Source organism: Allobosea sp. 05T438, from assembly GCF_056396025.1.
On the sequence record NZ_JBFTKQ010000005.1, the window covers coordinates 35,808 to 56,705 of the forward strand.

The window sequence follows — 20,898 nt, forward strand, 5'->3', positions numbered from 1 at the left end:
TGTAAGAGTCGCAGGTATTGAGAGAAAATGGCAAGCCGATCATATTAGGCGACCCAGTTTTGGGTCGCCTTGGCGATAATTCCGATTGAATATTATGCCGAATCTGCAGACGGCACGGAAGACGACCGCGTTATCGCAATGACCTTGCGACTAGAGGGCGCACCAAGTCTTTCGTATACTATCAGACCCGCTTCACGCCCGGTGGCTGCCATGTTCCTGTGCCCGCCGGCAGAATCGAAGGCGGTGTAGGCTTCGGCCAATAGAGGCGCATCACGAGATAGATTTTGTCATCCGGCGCCGGAAGCCAGTTTGCCTCCTTGTCGGCACCAGGGCTGTCTTTTTGGAGATACAGCGTCAGCGAGCCGTCCGCGTCCTTTTTCATCGCCGGCAGCATCGGAGAGTTGATGAGGTAGCGATTGATCGGGTTCTTCACCAGCAACTGACTCTTGCCGTCGTACATCGTAACCGACCAGAACGCATTCACTGGCGGCAACTGGCCCGGCGCGAAGGTGATGGTGTATTTGTGCTTGCTGCCGTCGAGCGGCTCACCGGTCGCGTCCGTTCGCGTGTAGGGGTACATGGCTTCCACGGCGTCGTTGCCGAGGAGACCGCCCTTGGCAGACCCCGCCCGCATGATCCAATCGCCGTTGTAGAAGGCCTCGTCGCCGAAGAACGCGCCGACATTCCAGCCGTTGATATTCTTGTTTCCGCTGGCCAGCCATTTGTCGACCTTGTCGTCACCCTGCTTCATGGCGATCAGGATTGCGGCCTTATGTTCGAGTGACAGATCCTTGAACGCGAAGGTCTTGCCGGGGCCGATGCCGATCTTCGCCAGTTTCGCACGAACCGCCTGGTCCCTTGGCGTCTCGGGAACATATTGCAGCGCCGCGTCGAGATACTCGAAGAAGTTATCCTTGATCCCCGCAGTCGTGGCGGGAACGAACGCGATCTTCGGTGCGGCAGGCGGGGCGGGCTGTTTGAGGAAGGTCGAAAGCGGTTGCCCCTTGTAGCCGGCCTGGATCTTCTCGACGTTCGTCATGTCGCCGGGGTTGAAGAGCTGGGTGCGGATCAAAGCGAGCGAGAACGGCGTCGTCGATCGGAAGACCTGCTTGATCCCGGTGGGCGTTCCACCCTTCCAGTCGGGGCCAACGACCAGATAGTCGCCCGGCTCGGTTCCCGTGGCGCGCGTGCCGATATAGCCGTAATTGTAGGTATTGGCGTCGATGAGCTGGACCGCGTAGTAGCGCTCCCTTTCGACCGTCGGCACCGAGATGACCATCGGTTCAGCACGCAGATCCAGCCATATGAACGAGTAAGGCGTGTCGCTATTCGGCGTGATGACTGCCGTGTCCGCCGGGGTGGCGACATGGTGTTGGTTTTCGATTTGGTTGAACGGTGCCTTGAACTGCCCCGAATTCCTGTCGACGGCGAACTCTTGCATGACCGCGTAATTCATGACGAGCGGCAGGCCGTAGATGAAGCCTTCTTCGGCAATGTCCTTGGCCTCGAACACGTTGGGCCATTCGGCTTTGTTCTGAGCCAAGACGGGGCTAGATTTTACTGCGGCCACAGATATCGCAGCCAATGCCGCGGAGCCGAGGAGATCGCGTTTCGTGATCATCTGAACACTTCCTTCCGGTTTATAATTTATGAGGAAACCGCGCGCAGGAAGCGGAGAAAGCTATGCGACCTCGGCGAAGATTAACATTGCAAAAGCGACCAATTAGCCCGCTTGAATATTCGACCTGGGCCCGCTCGCGACACCCGAGAGGCATCCTAGGAGCGGCGTGTTCGTTCATCACTTCGGAAACAGGAACTGGAGCTGGGCCCTCAGCTGCCAATCGGCGGCGCCGCTGGGCGTTGCGACATTGTAGTAGGCTGCGAGCTGCGCATTGACGGGCTGATGGCCGATCTTGAACACGCGCCCAAAACCGCCTCCGATCGGCACCGTCCAACGTTCGCCGTGGCCGGCATCCCAATTGGCGGTGATAACGGGGGACGATGTCAGGTACCAGCCGCCATGGAAGTTGTAGTTAACAAAGGGTTGCAATGTCATCGCGTTGACCGCGCTGCGGTTGCTCTTGCCCGCGAAGGACCAGACGTTGTTGACGAGGACGCCGACAACCCAGGGTCCTTCGATTGCCAAGGCTACGAAGGCCGGCCCCGCCGAGTACTTGCCAGACGTGAGGGTCTTGTCAGTGCCGGTGGGGAGTACGACGGTCGGCCCGATGCCCCAAATGATGCCGTGAGTCGGCTGCTTCGGCGAGAAGAAGAAGCTGGGATTGATGTCGCCCAGGCCGAACTCGCGATCCCCATTCACCGTCAGGGCCGGCTGCGAGATCACAGGCGTGATCCAGCGCGTGATCAGGTTCCAATCCTTGTTCAGCGTGATCGGAATCACCGGCTGGATGTTGAGGACATTCTGCAGCTGTTTGTGCGGACCGACATTGAAGTTGAAGTTGTTCTGGAAAGGCACGCTGATCATGTCGGCAACGGGGTTCTGCGCTGCTTTAGCCAGATCGCCGGGGCTGCCCGTTGAATCTTCCGCCAGCGCGGCTCCTGAACACGACAGGGTCGCGCAGAGTGCCAGCTTAGCCAGCCCGATCGACGTCCTCATGCGCACGGCAGTAAATTCCCTCGACTTTAATAAAAGTGACGGCGATCAGAATCAGATTTCCGTTTGCTCGCGGCACTTATGCTGTGCGACAAAGCAGTAATCTAATTTTGGTGCTACTCATTTTGCGCCAACCTTGCGGCATTCCGGAGCGTCCAGCGCGTGGCTGAGATTTCTGTCATCTCGAGCCATATCCTGCACGGTCTACCAGCTTTCCTACGTCAGGAAATCGGGGCAAAGGCGCTTCTGCAGGCGAACCGCGCGGCAGGCTTCGATCTGGAGCTGATCGAAGGTCGCAATTGTTTCATCCCGCATGCCGCAGTCCTTGCCTTCGTGAATGCTGCGGCAAGGGCGGCCGGCGAGCCCAATCTCGGGCTTCTGATCGCACCGATGATGAGCGCAGGCAATTACGGCAGCTTCGGGCACTTCGTTCTGGGGGGCGATACTCTCGGCCAATCCATCCAGCGGGCCATTACGGCGCTGCCTTATCATAGCACGCAGGACAGGATGTCCTTCGCCATCGTCGGCGACGAGGCACGCTATAGCTACGTCTTTGCCTTGGCTGGCCACGCGGGCTACGACATGATCGCGGGAGCGGCTGCCGGCGTTCTGCTCAGCGTCCTGAGGGCTTATTTGCCTTTCGACTGGCGGCCATTGCGCGTCGAGCTCAATATCAACAGGCCGCGCCAGATCAGACCGTTCGAAGATCTCTTCCAGTGCCCGGTCCTGTTCAACGCGCCCGCCGTGACGATCGTCATGGAACGGCACCTCTTGTCGGCCGCCCCCAACCGCGGGGCATGGCCCATCGTCACCATCGAGGATGTGGCCCGAGACCGGCCCGGCGGCGCTCCACGCGATCTGCTCGGCGTCGTGGTGGAACAAATTCGCGCCCAGGTTCTCACCGGCAGTGTGTCCATCGATCGTGCCGCACGACCGATGGGTACCAGCGTTCGGACGCTGCAACGCGAGTTGGATCGGCTAGGCACCGATTTTCGCAGCTTAACGAACGCTGCAAGGCTTCAGCGAGCGATCGAGTTGCTCAGGCACATGAATGGCTCGATCACCCGTGTTTCGGTAGAGATGGGATATTCCTCTCCAGCCAATTTCGCGCGCGCCTTCCAAAAGGCGACCGGCCGAACACCCCGGGCGTTTCGCTCGAAAATCTAGCATTAAGAGTTCCGGGCATGTCCAAGCCTGCCGGCACAGCCGAAACTCGGCGATTGGTCTGCGACCTACGCGCTTGGGCCATCTGCAACGATTTGCGCCTCAAGCGCCACAGTACCGAAGTGACCGAGGCAACCGGCATTCGCCTCCGGCGCCGACACCCTTGACCACCCCATCAGGAGGCAAGTGTGTAGGCGCTCCTGACCGGCGCGAACAATTGACCCGGGCTCAGACCATGCCACGAGCGCCGCGCGCTCACCACAAACGCAGCGCTGGCAGCCGCCCCTGAATGACCTCCCGCTGTCGGAACTGGAGTGGCTGATCTCGCTCGCCCGCAAAACTGCGTGATCCTTCGACTGAACAGCTATCCCCGCTAGGCGATTTGGCGACTACCGCCCGGATGGCCCACAAAAAGACCCCCGTTCGGCGCCGCAGGAGTATGAAATGCACATAAACACCCACCAAATTGAATTGCTCGCTACCGTCATGGCTGAAGAAGCGGTGCGAGTGCAGCAGGCTCGCGCGCTAAAGGCATACTGTGCCGCGCTGCTGATCGTTGAAGAGCGCACGGGCGATGACCGCGCTGACCGCTCTGTGTCGCTCGGTACTGTTATTGATATCGTCGGCTCCGGGTATGTTCACACATTATACTTCGCTGACAGGCTCGGCATCGTGCCTCGGAGCGGCGATCGATTTTATGTCCGACCGCTGAAGGAGATGAGCCTACAGATGTTCGGCGCCCCGGCCACACTCGGCGCGTCAAATGCCCCCGGTGGCATCTCCCTTAAGTACTAAGGAGACAGCGCCGTGAACGAGATTGAGAGCGCCGAACTGAACCGCCACCCCCGTGATATCGACGCAGTGCTGGCCTATGCAGCCGAGCAGAAGAGTGGTGCTGTAGCGATGGATTACGTCCGCCACGCTATCCCTTGGACGAACAGCGGTCTGACCGAGGAACGTCAGCGAGCCTACGTCCTGGCTGTCTGTGAACATCTGGTCAGCGAGGGCCGGATGATTCGCCGCGACAATGGGCAAGAGGGCCGCTGGCTTCGAATCAAGTACGGCGTCCCGGGCATCGTCATGGATTTCCCGACCGCAGAGCAAAGTCGGGAGAACCGCAGACGTCAGGCAGCGAAAACTGCCTGAACGCGGTACCGACGAGCTGCTTACAAGCGGAGGTTCCAGACTCTGTTGTTTCCATCCACAACAACTTTGGGCGCGAGCTTGACTCCGTCGGGGACGGTTCCCTCTGCTATACTTTGCGGCAGGGGAACGACAATGCCAACCAAGCTTAAGATCAAAATGGGTCACATCGAGTTTGAGTACGAAGGCGACGCAGTCTACGACAATGAGGCGGTAAAGGACCTCTTCAGCCATATCGAGTCGTTGGCCGGCGCGGCCCCTCCCGGCACGTTCGACGGCCTGGCTCCGCTAAATGATTCCGACAATGGAGAGGAAGGCGCGGACGACACTGCCGATATTGCTAATCTCTCGGTGCAGACCGTTGCAGCCCGCCTCAGCGCCAAGTCTGCGCGAGAAGTTGCACTTGCTGCTGCGGCCCATCTGCAAGTGTGTCAGGGTCGAAAGAGCTTCAATCGCAAAGAATTGCTTGCCGATATGCAGCAAGCCCACGGGTACTACCATCAAACTATGAGCTCAAATCTCAGCAAGACGCTGCAGGCGCTCGTGGTTGGGAAGGTACTCATGACGATGACTGGTGATCAGATGTCTCTGTCTGCGAGCGAGCTGGCGAGCTTGAAGGCCCGAATTGCTCAGTCCTGACGAACTTAAACTCGCCCTCCAGCGCGACGGACTTTCACGGGCCGATAAGGTCCTTCTCGTCATCGCGAGCCTCAACCAGCCGGTAAAAAGCCCTGCCATCATGGCGCGGGCGGTTGAATCCGGCTGCAATATGAAGACGTGGAACATCGCCGTCATTCTGACGAGGGCGAAGGGCACAACCCTCAAAATGCCCGAGGGCTACGAGGTATCGGAGAAGGGTCACGCGCGGCTCGAAGAACTCGGTGTAAGCAAGCTCCCGCCCGCCGCCGCGAAGATCGCCCAGGACCTGCGTAAGCACTTGGCCTCCATCAAAGACGATACGACGCGCGCCTTCGTAGCTGAGGCTATCCAGTGCCACGAGGCTGCTCTCTATCGGTCCGCCATCGTAATGTCGTGGCTCGCTGCGGTCGGCGTCCTACAGAACGAGGTTGCTACTAACCATCTGGCAGCCTTCAACGCCGAGGCGAAGAAGGTCGATTCGAAGTGGAAGGTCGCGGCGACTACGGACGACCTCGGACGCATGAAAGAGTCCGACTTTCTTGACCGGATCGCAGCCATCGGGATGGTGGGCAAAAATGTGAAAATGCAGCTCGCGACTGGCTTGACCCTGCGAAACGGCTGTGGACACCCCAACAGTTTGAAGGTCGGGCCTAATACGGTCGCCGCCCACATTGAGATGCTGCTCCTCAACGTGTTCGATAAATTCGGCTCCTGAAGTTCCCGCTCTCGGCTAACTGGGCATCTCCGCAATGCCACTATGTTCGGAAGAATCAGGCACCAAAACGCCCGATTGCATCCGGGGGTGAATTGGGGGTTCGTGGGTCAGTGGGGCAAATAAGCCTATAAAACATAGGATTTTGGCGGAAGGGGTGGGATTCGAACCCACGGTGGGCTTGCACCCACGGCGGTTTTCAAGACCGCTGCCTTAAACCACTCGGCCACCCTTCCGGCCATGGTTCAATGCAATCGGGGCTGCCGATTTGCAAGGGGCCTGTGAGGGTAAAGCGCAACTTCCCGATAAAACGACCCATACATCCCGACCGTAATCGAAGCGCCGGGCTTTCGTCGACGATAGTGGCGATAAGGTCACTGCCGGTGGAAAAAGTGGCGAAGTTCTGTCGGGCCGGTTGACACCCGTCACCGTTCGAACACCTTTGTGCCCGCTCAAAGGCAGGGACGTCCTGTTCAGCGAATCCTCAACACAGGCATTTCGCTGTTTAACGATCCCTTAAAGGAATTGACCGAAAACTCGGACAAGCCGTGCATGCGGCTTGGGCGAAGCCGTGGTTTTTGGCGCAGAAAGCGGAAGAGCAGAATGATGCGAGACGCTAGCCTTTCGGCCAAGGAGCTCCCCTCCAGCGTGACCGGATCGCCTCCAGCGTCTTCTTCCGTCTCGTCCATTGCGCGTCTGGGCTGCGTCGTGCTGGCCGGGCTGTTCGTCGCCAACTGCGCAGGCAATCAGACCGCGGGCCGCCGCTCCAAGGAGATCGGCGCCTTCCCGCAGTGGAAATACGGCCCCGCCAGCCCGCGCGTCGTCGCGGATGGCGAGGAGGTGCCAAAGGGGGGCGGTCGCCAGCTCGTCGGCAAGGCCTATTCGGTCGCCGGCAAGCGCTACGTGCCCTACGAAAAGCCGCTTGGCTATTCCGCTGTCGGCATGGCCTCCTGGTATGGCGAGGCCTTCCACGGCCGGCGCACGGCCAATGGCGAGGTCTATGACCGCAACAGCATCTCCGCCGCGCATCCCACCATGCCACTGCCGGCCTATGCGCGTGTCACCAACCTTTTGAACAATCGCTCGATCATCGTACGCGTCAACGACCGCGGCCCCTACCACGGCAATCGCCTGATGGACGTGTCGCAGAAGACCGCCGATGCGCTCGCCTTCCGCCATCTCGGCACCGCGCGCATCAAGATGGAATATCTCGGCCAGGCTTCGCTCGCCGGCTCCGACGATAATCTCCTGCTCGCCACGCTCCGCACCGACGGCAGCCAGGCTCCGATCCCGGGCACCAGCGCACGGACGATGGTCGCCAGCACGGAAGGGGTCGCCACGACGCGCACGCGCAGCGCCGATATCGACGCCCCGGCCCCAGCCCCGGCGGTCGAGCCTGAACCCGCTCCGGCGCCCGCGATCAGCCAGCCTGTCGCCCAGGCCTATGCACCGCAGGCGACGCGGACGATCTCGCCCTCGTCGCCGGTCATGGCGACATTGGCCTCGGCCGGTCCCGCGGCTGCTGAAGCCACGCCGGTCCGTGCCGCCCCGCTGCCGCCGAGCCGGCCTTTCGATCTCGATACCATCGCCAACGCCGGAAAGCAGGTTGCGGTTCCGACGGCACTACGCTCCACGCTGCCGCCGCCGCGCGCGAGCATGGCCCGCCTCTTCACGGCGCCCGAGAAGGCTCCGGCAGAGCGCCTCGCCAAAGGCCATCCGCTCAACCAGGTGGCTCCCCAGACTCTTCAGTCGCTGGCGCGCAACTGACGCCAATCGCCTTGACCTGATACCGGGCGCTCTGCTTCACATTGAGGCATGAGCGCCTTTTGTCGTCCCAACCCGTATGCCGCGGCCGCGCCGCCGGTTCGGTGGCTGGTCGCTCGCCTGCTTGTCCTCTTCATCGCGCTGGGATTTGCCGCCGCGGTCCAGGCGCAGAGCTTTCAGTCGCAGGCGCCTTTCGCTGTCCTGCTCGATTCGGATACCGGCGCCGTCCTCTACGAGAAATCGGCCGACGAACTGATGGTCCCGGCCAGCATGGCCAAGCTGGCAACGGTGCTGGTCGCCTTTCAGGATATCAGCGCCGGCCGCTTGTCTCTCGACAGTGAGATCGGCATCTCCGAAAATGCCTGGCGCAAGGGCGGCGCGCCTTCGGGCGGCTCGGCGATGTTCGCCATCGTCAACAGCCGCATCAAGCTGTCCGACATTCTGCAAGGCATCATCGTTCAGTCCGGCAATGACGCTTCGATCGCTCTCGCCGAAGCCATCGCGGGGGATGAAGCGACGTTCGGCCGAATCATGACCGAGCGGGTCCGGGGGCTCGGCTTGACGAAATCCGTGTTTCGGAATGCGACCGGCATGGCCGACCCGCAACAGCGGGTGACGGCGCGCGAGCTCGCCTTGCTTGCCGACCACATCATCAAGACCTATCCGGAACTCTACAAGATCTTCGGCCAGCGCGAGTTCACCTGGAACAAGATCAGGCAGCAGAACCGCAACCCGCTGCTGACGATGGATATCGGCGCCGACGGGCTGAAGACGGGGAACATCGACGAGTCGGGCTTTGGCCTCGTCGGCTCGGCCGTCCAGAACGGCCAGCGCCTGATTGTCGTCGTCAACGGCCTCAAGACGGCGCGGGACCGGGCGAGCGAGGCCCGCAAGCTGCTGGAATGGGGCTTTCGCGCCTTTGAACGCCGCCAGCTCTTCGCCAATGGCGAGATCGTCGGAGAGGCGAGCGTCTATGGCGGCGAAAAGGGGCGCGTCGGGCTGCGCAGCAAGGGCGCCATCAGCTTGCTCCTGCCGCGGGGCAGCACCGAGCGCCTGGCTGCGCGCATCGTCTATCGCGGCCCCCTAGCGGTTCCAGTCCAGGAAGGGGCGGAAGTTGGCCGCCTCATCGTGACGCGCGGCGATATCAAGACCTTGGACGTGCCCCTCTACGCGGCCGAAACGGTGCAGGCCGGCACGCTGCAGAGCCGCGCACTCGATGCGCTGTTCGAGGCCACGACCGGCTGGGTCCGCAAGGCGCTGGGCCGGAGCTGAACGGATCGACATGGACAAGGGACGTTTCATCACCCTCGAAGGTGGGGAGGGCGCCGGCAAATCGACGCTGGCGCGCGCGCTGGCTGCGCGGCTCGGAGAGGCCGGCTTCCCGACGCGGACAACGCGCGAGCCCGGCGGCTCACCCAAGGCCGAGGCCATTCGCGAGATGATCCTGGCCGGGCAAGCCAAGGACTATGGCGCCTTTGCGGAGGCCCTGATGTTCTCGGCCGCGCGGATCGACCATATCGACAGCCTGATCCGCCCTGCGCTGGAAGGCGGCGAATGGGTGATCTGCGATCGCTTCATCGATTCCACGCGGGTCTATCAGGGCGTGCTGGGCAAGATCGATCCGGCCCTGCTGGCCGAACTCGAATCCGTGACCATCGCCGGTCTGATGCCGGATCTCACCCTGATCCTCGATCTCGATCCCGAAATCGGCCTTGCCCGCGCCGCAAAACGTCGTCGTCCGGGGGAGGCGGTCGATCGCTTCGAGGGCGAGACGCTGGCCTTCCATCGCAATCTGCGCCAAGCCTATCGCGACATTGCCGCCCGCGAGCCGCAGCGCTGCGTCGTGGTCGATGCGACGCTGCAGCCCGAGGCGCTCGCCGAAGCGGCGTGGAAGGCAGTGAGCGAGCGCCTTCAGTTCAGACCGGAAGCGTGATGCGAGAGACCAGCGACGAACCCGACCGGCTGCCGACCGCGCCGCATCCGCGCGAGACGTTGAGCCTGATCGGCCACGAGGCGCAGGAGCGAGCCTTCCTCGACGCCGTCACGTACGGCAGGATGCATCACGCCTGGCTCCTCGGCGGGCCGGAAGGCATCGGCAAGGCGAGCTTCGCCTATCGCGCGGCGCGCTTCATGCTCGCCGCTGGTGATCCGAGGACGCGGGCGGCGCAGAAAACCGATCTCGCCATGCCCGAAGGCGACCCCGCCTCGCGGCGCATCATGGCGCAGTCGCATCCCGATCTGCATCTGCTGCGGCGGCTGCCGAAGCCGGACGGCAAGAGCTACACCAGCAACATTCCCGTCGATGCGGTGCGGCGCGTGATCGATCGCTTCGGTGCGAGCGCCGCCGAAGGTGGCTGGCGCGTCTGCATCGTCGATTCCGCCGAGGATATGGAGCGCTCCGCCGCCAATGCACTGCTGAAGTTGCTGGAGGAGCCGCCGCCGCGGGCGCTGTTCCTGATCGTCGCCCATGCGCCGGGGAGGATGCTGCCGACGATCCGCTCTCGCTGTCGCCTTTTGACCTTCGCCCCGCTCGATGAGGCCGGTGTGATCGAGGCCGGAAGCCTGGCGCTCGCGCGCATGGAGGCGCCGTTCGACGCCTCCGCATTGCGCCGCGCCGCGGGCCTCGCCGAAGGCTCCGTGCGGCGGGCGCTGACCTATGTCGATCCGGAGACGCTCGCTCTGGTCGAAGCGGTGAGGGCGCGCCTCGACGCGTTGCCGCATGTCGACACCCCGGCGTTGCTGGCCCTGGCCGAGGATGTCGCCGGCAAGGCCGGCGAGCGCGATTTCGCGGTGATGATCGAGACGGTGCAGGGCTGGATCTCCGACCATCTCCACGCGCATGCTGCAGCGCAACCGGCGCGCCTTGCACCGCTTGCCGAGGTATGGGAAAAGCTGGGACAGCAGGCGCGAGAGGTCGAGACCTACAATCTCGACCGTCGACCGCTGGTGATGACGATGTTTCATGATCTGTCGGCTGCGGTTTCCCGCTCGCGCGCAGCGTGAAGCGAAGCTCTCGGACAGACGATGGCAACCGCCCCGAAATTCTACCTGACGACCGCGATCCATTACACCAACGGGCCGCCGCATATCGGCCACGCCTATGAGATGGTGGCGGCGGACGCGATCGCGCGCTTCAAGCGGCTCGACGGCTTCGACGTCTTCGCCATGACCGGCACGGACGAGCACGGCCAGAAGGTTCAGCGTACGGCGGCCCAGAACGGCCTGTCGGCGAAGGAGTTCGTCGACAAGATCGCGGCGCGCTTCCAGGAGATGGAGCAGCGCCTCGGCTGTTCCTTCGACCGCTTCATCCGCACCACCGACCCCGACCACGAGGTCTCGACCGACGAGCTCTGGCGGCGGATGGAAGCCAATGGCGACATCTATCTCGCCAAGTATTCCGGCTGGTATTCCGTGCGCGACGAGGCCTTCTACGGCGAGGAGGAGACCACCCTCCAGCCCGACGGCACGCGGCTGGGAGGGCAGGGCACTCCGGTCGAATGGGTCGAGGAGGAGAGTTATTTCTTCCGGCTCGCCAAGTACCAGGACGCGCTGCTCAAGCTCTACGAGGATGTGCCGGACTTCGTCTCGCCCGAGACACGGCGCAATGAGGTCGTCTCCTTCGTCAAGGGCGGGCTCGAGGATCTGTCGATCAGCCGCACGACCTTCGACTGGGGCCTGCCGGTTCCGGGCGACCCGAAGCACGTCATGTATGTCTGGGTCGACGCGCTCAACAACTACCTGACCGGAACGGGCTTTCCCGATCCGGCGAGCCCGCGCGCGCATTACTGGCCGGCCGATGTCCACATCATCGGCAAGGACATCGTGCGCTTCCACACGGTCTACTGGCCTGCTTTTCTGATGTCGGCGGGGCTGCCGCTGCCGAAGCGTGTCTTCGGTCACGGATTCCTGCTGAACAAGGGCACGAAGATGTCGAAGTCGCTCGGCAACGTCGTCGACCCCTTCGACCTCGCCGCGACCTATGGCGTCGACCAGCTGCGCTATTTCTTCCTGCGCGACGTCTCCTTCGGCCAGGACGGCAATTACAGCCACGATGCCATCGTCGGGCGGATCAATGCCGATCTCGCCAATGATCTCGGCAATCTGGCGCAGCGCTCGCTGTCGATGATCGCCAAGAACTGCGAGGGCAGGGTGCCGCATTGCGGGGCGCTGACCGAGGCGGACGAGGCGATGCTCGCCATGGCCGACGGCGCGCTCGCCAGGGCGCGGACCGCGATGCTCGACTATGCCCTGCATAACCTGCTGGCCGATCTCTGGGCTGTTGTCGCAGAGGCGAACCGCTACTTCGCCGCCAACGAGCCCTGGCGCCTGACCAAGACCGATCCGGCGCGCCGCGACACCGTGCTCTACGTCACGATCGAGGTGATCCGGCAGGTCGCAATACTGGTGCAGCCGGTAATGCCGGAGGCGGCGGGCAAGCTGCTCGATCTGCTCGGTGTGCCCGCCGATGCGCGCAATTTCGCTGTCCTGGGCGAGGCCGGCCGTCTGGTCAGCGGCACGCCGCTGCCGGCGCCGAGCGCCGTATTTCCGCGCTACGTCGAGCCCGAGGACGGTCAGGCCGCGTGATGGTCATCGACACACACTGTCATCTCGATTTCCCGGACTTCGCCGCGGAACTGCCGGCCTATGTCGCGCGGGCCGAAGCCGCAGGCGTCAGCCGGATGGTCACGATCTCGACCCGCGTCGCGCGTTTCGCGGATTATGCCGCGATCGCGGAACGCTTCCCGTCGGTCTGGTTCTCGGTCGGGACGCATCCGCACAATGCGCATGAGGAACTCGACGTCACAGCCGAACGGCTGGCGGAGCTGTCGCGCCATCCGCGCTGCGTCGCCATCGGTGAGGCGGGGCTCGACTATCACTACGATTCCAGCCCGCGTGATGCACAGGGGCAGGGACTGCGAACCCACATCGCCGCCGCCCGGATGACGCAGCTTCCGCTCGTCATCCACGCCCGCGAGGCGGATGACGACATGATCGCGATCCTGCGGGAGGAAACCGGGAAGGGCGCCTTCCCGGCCATCCTGCATTGCTTCACGGCCGGCGAGGCGCTCGCCATGGCCGGCGTCGAACTGGGCTTCTACGTGTCCTTCTCCGGCATCCTGACCTTCAAGACCTCGGAGAACCTCCGCCGTATCGCTCGGATGGTGCCGCGCGAGCGCCTGCTGGTCGAGACGGACGCCCCGTATCTGGCCCCCGTTCCGTTCAGGGGCAAGCGCAACGAACCGGCCTATGTCGTTGAAACGGCGAAGGTTCTGGCGGATGCAATCGGCGTATCCTTCGACGAGGCCGCACGGATCACCAGCGAGAACGCCCGGCACTGCTACTGGAAGATGGACCACGCCGCGCCGGTCGCGCGGGTCGCCTGATCCGCGCCATGACGCTGACGGCTACGATCCTCGGCTGCGGTTCCTCGGGTGGCGTGCCAAGGCCGGGTTCCGGCTGGGGCGCATGCGATCCGAGCAATCCGAAGAACCGCCGGCGGCGCTGCTCGATCCTGCTGACGCGCTCGGGGCCGGACGGCACCACACGCGTTCTGGTCGATACCTCTCCGGATCTGCGCGAACAGCTGCTGTCCGCCGAGGTGGAGGCGCTCGACGGCGTGCTGATGACGCATGACCATGCCGACCACCTCCACGGCATCGACGATCTGCGCGCGCTCGTCCTGCATATGCGCCAGCGCATCCGCATCTATGCCGACACGACGACGCAGGCCTCGCTGCGCTCACGCTTCGGCTATCTCTTTGAGACCCCAGCAGGCAGCTATTACCCGCCGATCCTGGATGTCGATCAGATCACGGCTGGCCGCAGCCAGACCATCGATGGCGCCGGCGGGCCGATCGAGGCGCTGCCATTCCGGGTCGAGCACGGGCCAAACTACGAGGCGCTCGGCTTCCGTTTCGGCTCCCTGGCATATCTGCCGGATGTCAGCCTGATCCCGCCAGCGGCGATGGAGACCATGGCCGGCCTCGATGTCCTCATCCTGGACTGCCTGCGCGAGACGCCGCATCCGAGCCATTTCCATCTGGCGCAGTCGCTCGCCGCGATCGCCGAACTGAAGCCGCGGCGCGCAATCCTGACCAATCTCCATGTCGATCTGGATTATGCCGGACTTACCAGTCGCTTGGCGGACAATATCGCAGTGGCGTTTGATGGAATGACGCTGACGATTGCCGGGTAAGGCACCAGTTTCGACACCCAAGACTGTTCCATAATATGTCTTATGCGAATCGCTTGTGTCGAAAGCAGGTTCCATTTCCAGGTGCGGCTTGTGAGAGAAATCCGCGAGTTACGCCGGGAGTGCTTTTGGACGGCCGTCGCCTATCGGCATTTCGATCCGCACGAACGCCGCCGGATCTCCCTGCATGCCAAGAAGCTGTCGGTTGACGCGAGCGCGCGTGAGCTTGGTCCAGTCGACGCCGTTGATGGAGCAGATCTTCGAGGCGCCGGCGCCACTTCCGGCAGAGCACAGCTAGCAATCCAGCCACTGCAGCGACTTCGCAGAGAGCCGCAGCGAGACGTCGGTGCCGACCCCGAAAACCGTACGGCCCGACTGAAAGGGCATATCGACCGAGACTTCCGTAGCACCGACGAGGACGCCGTAGCGCATGCTCGAACCCAGAAACTCGCAGCGGGCGATCCTGGCCGGCAGGGACAGCGCGTCGCCTGCGCCCGTCCCCGGAAGCTCCAGCGCGGCATGTTGCGGGCGGAACAGCAGCTTGGCATGGTCCGGCACCGATGCCTCGCCGGCCACCGGAACTGCGATCCCACCTTCGAGCTCGAAGCGCTGCGCGTCACCGCTGCCGACGATCTTGCCGGCGAGGATGTTCGCTGTGCCGAGGAAGTTCGCGACGAACAGATTTGCCGGGCGCTCATAGAGCTCCATCGGGGTGCCGACCTGCTGGACGACACCGTCGTTCATCACGGCGATACGGTCGCAGATTGTATTGGCCTCCTCCTGGTCATGGGTGACGAAGATCGTCGTCAACCCGAGCCGTTGCTGCAGGTCGCGCAACTCGCGGCGCACCTGCACGCGCATCTTCGCGTCGAGATTGGAGAGCGGCTCGTCGAGGAGCAGCACCTTCGGCTCCACGGCGATGGTGCGCGCCACGGCGACGCGCTGCTGCTGCCCTCCCGACAACTGCGAAGGCCTCCGACCGGCCAGGTGCGAGAGCCCCACCAAGCTGAGCGCAGCCTCGACCCGCCGCTCGATCTCGGCCTTGGGAACGCCCCTTTCCTCGAGCCCGAAGGCGACATTGGCGCGCACCGTCATATGCGGCCAGAGCGCATAGGACTGAAAGACCATGCCGACATCGCGCTTCCAGGGCGGAAGCGATGAAATATCCCTGCCGCCGATGACGACGCGACCGGTATCGGCCCGGTTGAAGCCGGCGATCAGCCTGAGCAGCGTGGTCTTGCCGCAGCCTGACGGCCCGAGGAAGGCGAAGAATTCACCCGGCCGGATCGCCAGGCTCACATCCTTCAGCACATGGTTGTCGCCATAGGAGAGGTTGACGCTCTCGATATCGACGGAGACGGCGGGCGTGGCGATCGCGGATGCGGTCATGGTCAATGGCCCTGCCCTCTAGCCTTCTGGCTGCGTTCGATGATGAGATGCGACAGGAAGGTGCAGAGCGCCACGAGCAGGACGGCCACCACGCCGAGCGCCGCACCGGGCCCCCTGCCCGCCGCCGACTGCATGAAGACGTAGAGCCCATAGGCCAGCGGAGCGTCGGAGTTGGATTGCACCAGCATCAGGGTCGCTGAAAGCTCGACCGCCGCGGTCGAGAAGCTCGTGACGAAGCCCGCCAGGATGCCGCCCGTCATCAGGGGCACGACGATCCGGCGGACGGTTCGCGCCTTGGTAGCCCCGAGATTCTCCGCCGCTTCCTCGAGCGAGGCCGAGATTTGCTGCAGCGCCGCGTAGCAGGCGCGCAGGGCATAGGGCAGCCTCCGTATCGCCAGCGCGAGCACGATGGTGACCCAGAGCGCCGCGAGCGGCGTACCGTCCGGCAAGGTGATGCCGTAGAATGTCCGCAGATAGCCGATGCCGAGCACGACGCCGGGAATGGCGAGCGCCGCGGAGGCAGCCCAGTCAAGCCATTCGCGGCCGATCAGCTTGGTCCGCAGCACGAGATAGGCGATGGCGACGCCGATCACCACGTCGATCGCGCCGGCGAGCGTCGCATAGATCAGGGTGTTCTTGATGTAGAGGGAGCTTTCGCCGAAGACGCGGGCATAATGGGCGGTCGTGAAGCCATCGGGCAGCGGCGAGAATGACCAGACCGTCGCGAAGGACAGAACCAGCAGGCCGAGATGCGGGGCCAGCACCAGCCCCAGGATCAGGATGACGATGCCATAGCCGAGCACGGCTTCGCCCCGCGTCATCCTGCGCTTCGTCAGGCCGCCGCCGCCGCGCTGCGTGGTTGCGTAATCGCGCCCTTTCAGCGCCAGCGCCGACAGCCACATCGCGATCACCGATGCGACGATCAGCACGACGGAGATCACGTAACCCATCGGATCGGCGATACCGATCGAGGTGACGCGCAGATAGGCCTGCGGGGCCAGCATATCCTTGACGTTGAGCAGCAGCGGCGTGGCGAGATCGTCGAAGACCTTGACGAAGACCAGCGAGGCGCCGGCGAGATAGCCCGGCAGCGCCAGCGGGAAGACGATGCGGCGGAACAGCCGAAAACCCGAACATCCAAGGTTCTGCGCCGCCTCCTCCATGGCCCGATCGATATTGCGCAGCGCCGCGGAGAGATTGATCAGGATGAAGGGAAAATAATGGACGGACTGGACGAAGATGACGCCGTTCAACCCCTCCATGAACCCGATCTTGAAGCCGAACCAATCGTCCAGCAGCAGGTTGATCGAGCCGTTCCGCCCGAAGAAGAGCTGCATCGCCACCGCTCCGACGAAGGGTGGCATGATCAGCGGAAGGAAGCCGAGCGTCTGGATCAGAACTGCGCCACGAAAGACGAAGCGCGTGGTCAGATAGGCGAGCGGCAGCGCAAAGACCGAGGCCCATGCCACCGACATGGCCGAGACATAGAACGAGTTCCACAGCGAGCGAATGAACAGCTCCGTGCGGACGAAATCGTAGAAGTTGATGAGCGTGAACCCGCCGGAGCCCTTTTCGGTGAAGGCGACGTAGAGCACCGTCGCCACCGGCAGGACGAGGAACAGCAGCAGGAAGATCGCGATGGCGAGCGCCAGCGCGATCTGGCCGGGCGTGGCCGATAGCCTGCTTGCGCGGAGGGAGGCAGCGACTGGGACGGCGGTCATGCGCTCTCGATCGATCGTCGTTGCACCATGTCATCCCGGACCGGCCGCAGCCTTCCGGGATGACGGCATGGGCTCTTACTTCGCCGCCTTGAGCGCTTCTTCGGCCTTGGCCTTGGCCTTGGCATAGTTGTCTCGCGCGAAACTCGCCCACTGGCTTTCGAGCTGGGCCTGACGGGCGCCCTTCTCCTTGCCGCCGGTGAAGGCGCCCTTGATCTCCGCGCTCGACGCCTGCGTCTCCGTCACCGGCATGGCGGCGATCAGATTGCGGGCCTCGTCGGCCAATGCACGGGCCTGGGCGTTGGGCTTCTTCGCCAGCGCGGCATCCACCTCGTGCAGCACCTTGGTCACGCCCTTCAGATTATCGAGCTGGAAAGAGATCAACTGGTCGAACAGCGTATCGACGCTGGCGGTGCGGGCTTCCGACTTGTCGACATCGAAGCCGATCATCTTCTGGAAGCGTGGATCGGTGAAGGGATTGGGGTAGTCGGCGCCTGCCTTGGCATAAACAGCCGGATTGATCGGAAGGCGCCGAATGCCCGGCTCGAGCAGCACCTCCTGCCCCGTCGCCGAGAGCAGGAACTCGACGAAGGCTTCGGCTGCCGCCTTGTTCGGCGCGTTGGCCACGATGCCGACATTGGCCGGCACCACCGTCGTCACCGTGGGGTAGACGAACTTGACGGGAAAGCCGGAAGCCTGGGCCGAGAAGGCAAAGAAATCGATGACGATGCCGACGCCGACCTGACCCGAATTCACCGCCTCCGGCACGCCGAACGAACGCTCGGTGATCGCATTGAAGTTGCCGGCCATCTCCTTGATGGTGCGCCAGCCCTTGTCCCAGCCTTCACCTTGGAGAATCGTTTCGATCGTCAGATGCGTCGTGCCGGAACGGGCCGGCGAAGCGATCGAGACATGATCGTAGAAGGCCGGTTTCGCGAGGTCCTGCCAATCCTTCGGCTCGGGCAGCTTGTTGGCCTTGGCGTAGCGCTCGTTCCACATGATGCCATAGCCGGACGCCGCGAAGCCGAAGTAATACCCCTGCGGATCGTTGACGGGATAGGAGCCGATCTTGTCGGGTATGCCCGCCGCCTTCGGCTTGTACTGCATCAGCAACTGCTTGCCCTTCAGCACCTCGAAGGCATCGGGCGCTGACGCCCAGAACAGGTCGACCTGGTTGTTGGCCTTGGTCTCTTCAAGATATTTCACGCCGGCATTGGTGTTGCGGTTCTGGACCTCCAGCGCGACGCCAGGCACGGCTTTCTCGAAGGCCTTCTTGATCGGATCCGTGACGTCCTTGGAAAAGGAGGTCACCACGGTGACCTTGCCGGAAGGCGCTTGCGCCGACGCTGCTGAGGCGGCCGCGATGCCGAACGCGACAGCAAGAGCGACCCTGCGGGTAAACATGCCGATTTCCTCCCTCTATGCGCTTCGCGAAGCTCATGCTCGCGAAACACCCCTGCCGCTGTTGTCGCGGCCTTTTGTCATGAGGCTGTCACAAAACCGCGTCGGCTGTCACCCTCGCAATTGGAAGAAATCGACCATCATCAATCGTCACGCGTCCGGATAAGCTCGGGTGGGGCTGCCCGCCTCCGCAGGTCGACGGGCTTTTAGAACAGGCGTCCACGTGCAAGCCTGCGACTTCCGCCCCCCTTGAAGCCCGTGCATCCATGAGTGCCTCCGCCCCGCCCTCCTCCGACCTCACGCCCCGGCAGCGTGAGATCCTGACGCTTGTCCAGGAGCTCGGCTTTACAACGATTGAGACCTTGGCGGATCGCTTCGGCGTCTCGGCGCAGACTGTCCGGCGCGAGATCATCCGGCTCCAGGCCGGCAATTTTCTGCAGCGTTTCCATGGGGGCGCGGGGCTGGCTTCCGGCGGAATCCGTTCCGCCTATGCCCAGAAACTGACAATCGCCCCGGAGGGTAAGCAGCGGATCGGCAAGGCGGTTGCGGACCTCGTGCCGCCCGGCGCTTCGGTCTTCCTCGATGTCGGCACCACCGTGGAGGCAACAGCTCGCGCGCTGCTGAGGAAGCCCGGGCTGCGGGTGGTGACAGCGAGCGTTTCCGTCGCCCAGATCTTTTGCAGCGGCGGCGTCTTCGATGTCGTCGTCACCGGCGGCACCACCCGTGGGGCCAATGGCTCCCTCGTCGGGCATGCGGCGATCACAAGCATCATGGGCTTCCGCTTCGACTATGCCATTCTCGGATTGGGCGGCTTCGACGATGACGGCGCGCCGATGGATTTCGACCTGGAGAAGATCGCTGTCCGCCAGGCGGCGATCAGCCGTGCGCGGCGGACGATCGCCGTGGCCGACCACACCAAGTTCGAGCAGGTCGGCACGGCGCGGGTCGCGGCCGCCGAAGCCTTCAGCCTCGTCGTCGTCGATGCCGAGCCCCCCCTCCCCTTGCGGGAAGCCTGGGAGCACGCCGGAACGAACTGGCTCGTCGCCTGACGGGCTTGCCGCGCCGCGCAATTGCTTAGCCGGCGCTTGCCTCGCTGGTCGATTTTGATCAGGATGGAAGAAATCTTACACGAGCGCCGTTTCAAGAGCGCCGGTTCCAGGGAGGTTGCCATGCTCAGCGCCAAGATCGCGTCCCTTTGCCTGTTCGCTCTCGGCTTCGGGCTCGCGGCCCCGGCTCAGGCGCAGGAATGCCCGAATCGCGGCACGCTCGATGCCCGCTACTGCGACGCGAACCGGGACCTCCTCGCCGACACGCCCACCGACGCGGCGAAGCAGAAGGACCCGGACACGCTGATCTTCTCCTATACGCCGGTCGAGGATCCGTCGGTCTACGAGAACGTCTTCGCCGATTTCCTCGCCCATCTGAGCAAGATCACCGGCAAGAAGATCAAATGGTTCGGCGCGGAATCCTACGCCGCGCAGGTCGAGGCCATGCGCTCCGGGCGGCTGCACATCGCGGGCGTCGCCAGCGGGCCGACACCGTTCGCGGTCAATCTCGCCGGCTTCGTCCCGATCGTCGCAATGGCCAAGAAGGACGATTCGATCGGCTACACGCTGCAGCTCATCGTGCCGAAGGACTCGCCGATCAAAAGCATCGCCGACCTGAAGGGTAAGCGCGTCGCCCATGTCGCCCCGTCCTCAAACTCCGGCGATACCGCGCCGCGCATCCTGTTCAAGGAAAAGGGCATCGTGCCGGGCAAGGACTACGAGGTCCTCTATTCCGGCAAGCACGACAATTCGATCATGGGCGTGGTCAACAAGGACTATGACGCCGCCCCGGTCGCCTCCAGCGTGGTCGAGCGCATGGCCGACCGTGGCATGTTCAAGCGCGACGACATCCGCATCGTCTATGAATCCAGCCCGTTCCCGCGCACGGCCTTCGGCATCGCGCACGATCTCAAGCCCGAACTGCAGGCCAAGATCAAGCAGGCCTTCCTGAGCTTCGACTTCCTGAATTCCGCCCTCGCCAAGGAGTTCAAGGACACCAAGGGCTTCAAGGAGCTGAGCTACAAAGACGCCTGGAGCGACATCATCCTGATCCAGAGCAACAGCGGCATCACCTATACCCAGGACGGCCTCTCGAAGCTGAAGGGCGATTGATG

The 20,898-nt window shown here is 63.4% G+C and carries 19 protein-coding genes and 1 tRNA gene; 14 read left to right on the forward strand and 6 right to left on the reverse strand.

Annotated features, from left to right (window positions below; translation table 11 throughout):
• Positions 1–181: 181 nt before the first annotated feature.
• A complete protein-coding gene (locus AC1DIN_RS12735) occupies positions 182–1,621 on the reverse strand; it encodes a DUF1254 domain-containing protein (RefSeq protein ID WP_476810081.1) in 1,440 nt (479 codons plus the stop codon).
• Between the two features lie 177 nt (positions 1,622–1,798).
• The gene (locus tag AC1DIN_RS12740) at positions 1,799–2,617 is read right to left on the reverse strand and encodes a hypothetical protein (RefSeq protein WP_476810082.1); all 819 of its coding nucleotides are present in this window, start codon (positions 2,615–2,617) and stop codon (positions 1,799–1,801) included.
• A 159-nt stretch (positions 2,618–2,776) separates the two neighbouring features.
• Here AC1DIN_RS12740 and AC1DIN_RS12745 point away from each other — a divergent pair, with 159 nt between their 5' ends.
• From AC1DIN_RS12745 to AC1DIN_RS12765, 5 genes are all read left to right on the forward strand, one after another.
• Positions 2,777–3,781, forward strand: a complete 1,005-nt coding sequence (locus AC1DIN_RS12745; RefSeq protein ID WP_476810083.1) for an AraC family transcriptional regulator — start codon at positions 2,777–2,779, stop codon at positions 3,779–3,781.
• A 441-nt stretch (positions 3,782–4,222) separates the two neighbouring features.
• Entirely contained in the window at positions 4,223–4,573 is a 351-nt protein-coding gene (locus tag AC1DIN_RS12750) for a hypothetical protein (RefSeq protein ID WP_476810084.1), read from the forward strand.
• A gap of 12 nt (positions 4,574–4,585) precedes the next feature.
• Positions 4,586–4,924: a hypothetical protein gene (locus AC1DIN_RS12755; RefSeq protein WP_476810085.1), complete on the forward strand. Its 339-nt coding sequence runs from the start codon at positions 4,586–4,588 to the stop codon at positions 4,922–4,924.
• 132 nt (positions 4,925–5,056) lie between these two features.
• Complete coding sequence (locus AC1DIN_RS12760) at positions 5,057–5,560, forward strand: hypothetical protein (RefSeq protein ID WP_476810086.1); 504 nt, start codon at positions 5,057–5,059, stop codon at positions 5,558–5,560.
• Positions 5,547–6,275, forward strand: coding sequence for a hypothetical protein (locus AC1DIN_RS12765; protein ID WP_476810087.1), 729 nt, complete (start codon positions 5,547–5,549; stop codon positions 6,273–6,275). The genes AC1DIN_RS12760 and AC1DIN_RS12765 overlap by 14 nt, the downstream gene beginning before the upstream one ends.
• A 143-nt stretch (positions 6,276–6,418) precedes the next feature.
• On the opposite strand, the gene AC1DIN_RS12770 is transcribed toward AC1DIN_RS12765, so the two are convergent.
• A tRNA-Ser gene (locus tag AC1DIN_RS12770) sits at positions 6,419–6,508 on the reverse strand.
• 367 nt (positions 6,509–6,875) lie between these two features.
• Here AC1DIN_RS12770 and AC1DIN_RS12775 point away from each other — a divergent pair.
• Genes AC1DIN_RS12775 through AC1DIN_RS12805 form a run of 7 tightly spaced genes read left to right on the forward strand, consistent with a single transcriptional unit; the run spans position 6,876 to position 14,232 of the window.
• Positions 6,876–8,039: a septal ring lytic transglycosylase RlpA family protein gene (locus tag AC1DIN_RS12775; protein ID WP_476810088.1), complete on the forward strand. Its 1,164-nt coding sequence runs from the start codon at positions 6,876–6,878 to the stop codon at positions 8,037–8,039.
• A gap of 48 nt (positions 8,040–8,087) precedes the next feature.
• Positions 8,088–9,308: a D-alanyl-D-alanine carboxypeptidase family protein gene (locus AC1DIN_RS12780; protein ID WP_476810089.1), complete on the forward strand. Its 1,221-nt coding sequence runs from the start codon at positions 8,088–8,090 to the stop codon at positions 9,306–9,308.
• Between the two features lie 10 nt (positions 9,309–9,318).
• Positions 9,319–9,969: a dTMP kinase gene (gene tmk / locus AC1DIN_RS12785; RefSeq protein WP_476810090.1), complete on the forward strand. Its 651-nt coding sequence runs from the start codon at positions 9,319–9,321 to the stop codon at positions 9,967–9,969.
• Positions 9,969–11,039, forward strand: coding sequence for a DNA polymerase III subunit delta' (locus AC1DIN_RS12790; protein ID WP_476810091.1), 1,071 nt, complete (start codon positions 9,969–9,971; stop codon positions 11,037–11,039). Before tmk ends, AC1DIN_RS12790 begins: the two co-directional genes overlap by 1 nt.
• 21 nt (positions 11,040–11,060) lie before the next feature.
• The gene (gene metG / locus AC1DIN_RS12795; RefSeq protein WP_476810092.1) at positions 11,061–12,620 is read left to right on the forward strand and encodes a methionine--tRNA ligase; all 1,560 of its coding nucleotides are present in this window, start codon (positions 11,061–11,063) and stop codon (positions 12,618–12,620) included.
• Entirely contained in the window at positions 12,620–13,420 is an 801-nt protein-coding gene (locus tag AC1DIN_RS12800) for a TatD family hydrolase (protein ID WP_476810270.1), read from the forward strand. Before metG ends, AC1DIN_RS12800 begins: the two co-directional genes overlap by 1 nt.
• 8 nt (positions 13,421–13,428) lie before the next feature.
• Positions 13,429–14,232 (forward strand): MBL fold metallo-hydrolase, encoded by an 804-nt coding sequence (locus AC1DIN_RS12805; RefSeq protein WP_476765180.1) that lies wholly within the window; start codon positions 13,429–13,431, stop codon positions 14,230–14,232.
• Positions 14,233–14,523: 291 nt separating this feature from the next.
• Here AC1DIN_RS12805 and AC1DIN_RS12810 read toward each other — a convergent pair whose 3' ends face one another.
• The 3 genes from AC1DIN_RS12810 to AC1DIN_RS12820 all read right to left on the reverse strand — a co-directional run bounded on the left by AC1DIN_RS12810 (position 14,524) and on the right by AC1DIN_RS12820 (position 18,740).
• Complete coding sequence (locus tag AC1DIN_RS12810) at positions 14,524–15,618, reverse strand: ABC transporter ATP-binding protein (protein ID WP_476810093.1); 1,095 nt, start codon at positions 15,616–15,618, stop codon at positions 14,524–14,526.
• A 2-nt stretch (positions 15,619–15,620) separates the two neighbouring features.
• Positions 15,621–17,339, reverse strand: coding sequence for an ABC transporter permease (locus AC1DIN_RS12815; protein WP_476810094.1), 1,719 nt, complete (start codon positions 17,337–17,339; stop codon positions 15,621–15,623).
• 75 nt (positions 17,340–17,414) lie between these two features.
• Positions 17,415–18,740: an ABC transporter substrate-binding protein gene (locus AC1DIN_RS12820; protein WP_476810095.1), complete on the reverse strand. Its 1,326-nt coding sequence runs from the start codon at positions 18,738–18,740 to the stop codon at positions 17,415–17,417.
• 263 nt (positions 18,741–19,003) lie between these two features.
• Here AC1DIN_RS12820 and AC1DIN_RS12825 point away from each other — a divergent pair, with 263 nt between their 5' ends.
• The gene (locus tag AC1DIN_RS12825; protein WP_441470457.1) at positions 19,004–19,786 is read left to right on the forward strand and encodes a DeoR/GlpR family DNA-binding transcription regulator; all 783 of its coding nucleotides are present in this window, start codon (positions 19,004–19,006) and stop codon (positions 19,784–19,786) included.
• A gap of 120 nt (positions 19,787–19,906) precedes the next feature.
• Positions 19,907–20,896 carry a phosphate/phosphite/phosphonate ABC transporter substrate-binding protein gene (gene phnD / locus AC1DIN_RS12830; protein WP_476810096.1) on the forward strand — a complete coding sequence of 330 codons (990 nt, stop codon included), beginning with the start codon at positions 19,907–19,909 and terminating at the stop codon, positions 20,894–20,896.
• The last annotated feature ends 2 nt before the right edge of the window (positions 20,897–20,898 follow it).

What these genes read in the sequence shown, in the direction of transcription:
- AC1DIN_RS12735 (WP_476810081.1), bottom strand. Translation starts at nt 1,621, where the DNA reads ATGATCACGAAACGCGATCTCCTCGGCTCCGCGGCATTGGCTGCGATA.
- AC1DIN_RS12740 (WP_476810082.1), bottom strand. Translation starts at nt 2,617, where the DNA reads ATGAGGACGTCGATCGGGCTGGCTAAGCTGGCACTCTGCGCGACCCTG.
- AC1DIN_RS12750 (WP_476810084.1), top strand. Translation starts at nt 4,223, where the DNA reads ATGCACATAAACACCCACCAAATTGAATTGCTCGCTACCGTCATGGCT.
- AC1DIN_RS12760 (WP_476810086.1), top strand. Translation starts at nt 5,057, where the DNA reads ATGCCAACCAAGCTTAAGATCAAAATGGGTCACATCGAGTTTGAGTAC.
- AC1DIN_RS12775 (WP_476810088.1), top strand. Translation starts at nt 6,876, where the DNA reads ATGATGCGAGACGCTAGCCTTTCGGCCAAGGAGCTCCCCTCCAGCGTG.
- AC1DIN_RS12780 (WP_476810089.1), top strand. Translation starts at nt 8,088, where the DNA reads ATGAGCGCCTTTTGTCGTCCCAACCCGTATGCCGCGGCCGCGCCGCCG.
- tmk (WP_476810090.1), top strand. Translation starts at nt 9,319, where the DNA reads ATGGACAAGGGACGTTTCATCACCCTCGAAGGTGGGGAGGGCGCCGGC.
- AC1DIN_RS12790 (WP_476810091.1), top strand. Translation starts at nt 9,969, where the DNA reads ATGCGAGAGACCAGCGACGAACCCGACCGGCTGCCGACCGCGCCGCAT.
- metG (WP_476810092.1), top strand. Translation starts at nt 11,061, where the DNA reads ATGGCAACCGCCCCGAAATTCTACCTGACGACCGCGATCCATTACACC.
- AC1DIN_RS12800 (WP_476810270.1), top strand. Translation starts at nt 12,620, where the DNA reads ATGGTCATCGACACACACTGTCATCTCGATTTCCCGGACTTCGCCGCG.
- AC1DIN_RS12805 (WP_476765180.1), top strand. Translation starts at nt 13,429, where the DNA reads ATGACGCTGACGGCTACGATCCTCGGCTGCGGTTCCTCGGGTGGCGTG.
- AC1DIN_RS12810 (WP_476810093.1), bottom strand. Translation starts at nt 15,618, where the DNA reads ATGACCGCATCCGCGATCGCCACGCCCGCCGTCTCCGTCGATATCGAG.
- AC1DIN_RS12815 (WP_476810094.1), bottom strand. Translation starts at nt 17,339, where the DNA reads ATGACCGCCGTCCCAGTCGCTGCCTCCCTCCGCGCAAGCAGGCTATCG.
- AC1DIN_RS12820 (WP_476810095.1), bottom strand. Translation starts at nt 18,740, where the DNA reads ATGTTTACCCGCAGGGTCGCTCTTGCTGTCGCGTTCGGCATCGCGGCC.
- AC1DIN_RS12825 (WP_441470457.1), top strand. Translation starts at nt 19,004, where the DNA reads ATGAGTGCCTCCGCCCCGCCCTCCTCCGACCTCACGCCCCGGCAGCGT.
- phnD (WP_476810096.1), top strand. Translation starts at nt 19,907, where the DNA reads ATGCTCAGCGCCAAGATCGCGTCCCTTTGCCTGTTCGCTCTCGGCTTC.